At 59.4% G+C, this 1762-nt stretch carries 2 protein-coding genes; one reads left to right on the top strand and one right to left on the bottom strand.

Annotated features, from left to right (window positions below; genetic code table 11):
• Positions 1-133 precede the first annotated feature (133 nt).
• Positions 134-841 (bottom strand): response regulator transcription factor, encoded by a 708-nt coding sequence (locus BQ17_RS07475; protein ID WP_165741643.1) that lies wholly within the window; start codon positions 839-841, stop codon positions 134-136.
• 288 nt (positions 842-1129) lie between these two features.
• Here BQ17_RS07475 and BQ17_RS07480 point away from each other — a divergent pair, with 288 nt between their 5' ends.
• The gene (locus BQ17_RS07480; protein WP_089725762.1) at positions 1130-1357 is read left to right on the top strand and encodes a helix-turn-helix domain-containing protein; all 228 of its coding nucleotides are present in this window, start codon (positions 1130-1132) and stop codon (positions 1355-1357) included.
• The last annotated feature ends 405 nt before the right edge of the window (positions 1358-1762 follow it).

The raw sequence follows: 1762 nt of genomic DNA on the forward strand, positions 1-1762 counted from the left end.
CCCCCGTGGCTGAGGTTCGATGCGGGCGCGCCGCTTTGCCGGCGCACTCCAAAGCAGTCCGGAATCCATAAAGAGCCATTGCGTTTTTTCGCAATTTCCGTTTTTTCGCGAACTGAGCCACTTCCGGCGTCTGCTATAGCTTGATTATTCCGAGTCTGATGCAGGCGCGCAGGATCTGAATGTGGGTCTCGACGCCGAGTATGGACTTGACCTCCGCGATCTTCTTATCCACATGTTTCTTCCCGATCGGCAGCATATCGGCGATCTTATTGGGGGAAAATCCTTCCAACAACAGCCTCAGCACATCTCCTCTGCGCCCTGTGAGCAACTGGGTGCGGATAGACTCGTTCGAACTGGCGTTCAGTAGGCTGATCTCGGTCCAGAACGGAGGCGTGATGTACTTGTCGCCCCGTTTGACCCGTTCGATGGCCTGACAGAGTTGTTCCAGCAATGCGTTCTTGTCGAGGAAACCATCGGCCCCCGCGTCCAGGAGTTGCTTCACTAATGTCATATCCGCGTTGCCGCTCAACAGCAGGATCGCCGTATGCGGGCTTTGCCGCTTGATCGCCTCCAGCGACGATGCATCACACGGCAGGGGCGGATCCCCGCTGTTATTGGGCATCCAGACGTCACACAGCAGCACGTCCGGGGTCGTCTTTCTCAGCGTCCTGAACAGCTGGGAGCGGGTGAGGCAGATATGAACCACTTCGATCCCACCGCATGAGGCCGTGTGCAGAAGACCGGGAAGTACCTCGGCGAGCAACGCCTGATCTTCGGCGATGACCAGCCTGATTTTCTCGGCGATCGGTGCGTTACCACCATTATTCCGTCCGGCTACCATAGTAAGCCTCCGTATTTTCACCGTCTCTATTGTAAGGGCATTGTCTCGAAGCGTAGAGAAAACGATAGGCGTATTCGACGCCTGTTCAAGGAGCAACAATCCCTCCATGCTGTTAATGACCGGCTTCCTCCGGGTGGTGAGGTCGGCAGGTGATGGTTCCGGGCCTTGCGCGCGCGGATCCGTCACCCGGACAGCTGTGATTTTCTACTCACCGAGTGATCGCTGGAACGAAAAATCGAGCGGTCAATCTCTGATGAGTATATTCATAATGCGAGAGGGGTAGCAAATATGACCAAGATGGAGGCAATTCGGATTTTCGGGGGTATGAAGGAGTTGGCGGAGGCACTCGGTGTCCACCGGAGTTTGATTTCGAAGCTGCCGGATGAGCTGCCCACCAAATACAGCGACCGGGCAACAGGCGCGGCGATCCGACTGGGACGGGTGCTCTGCGACGGGTCGTCGGTAGCCGGCAACCGGGATGAGGCCATGTCGAGGGGCCATTCCAGGGCGTGTTGACATTTGGAAAATCCGTACAGCGAACTCTCCAGGAACTTGTCGGCTGGCTCCCCAGGCTCCGGCGTGGGAGCAAACCTGGTCCCGACGGAGGAGGGATCTGACGCTCCAGCGTCGATTAAGCCCGCGTAGGGCGGATAAGCTTGCGCCATCCGCCGTATGCCAGCCACATCTGTCGCCCTGGTCTGACCCGACCTACAGGCCGCCATCCGGCGGGTGACGGCGCGCCCACCGCCGCGGCAATCGCAGCGCCTGCGCACGCGCCTGACCCGCCCTACGGGCTATCCTCCATCTCCGGCACGACTGTCGCGTGTGGTGAGCACCTGTCTGGGTGCAGGGACGCACCGGCAGGCGGCGAGCCGGAGCGGTCCAGCGGAAACTTTGGAGTGCGGCGGCGACTTTATCCCG

It is taken from the genome of Candidatus Thiosymbion oneisti, from assembly GCF_900092655.1.
Classification (GTDB): domain Bacteria; phylum Pseudomonadota; class Gammaproteobacteria; order Chromatiales; family Chromatiaceae; genus Thiosymbion; species Thiosymbion oneisti.

What these genes read in the sequence shown, in the direction of transcription:
- BQ17_RS07475 (WP_165741643.1), bottom strand. Translation starts at nt 841, where the DNA reads ATGGTAGCCGGACGGAATAATGGTGGTAACGCACCGATCGCCGAGAAA.
- BQ17_RS07480 (WP_089725762.1), top strand. Translation starts at nt 1,130, where the DNA reads ATGACCAAGATGGAGGCAATTCGGATTTTCGGGGGTATGAAGGAGTTG.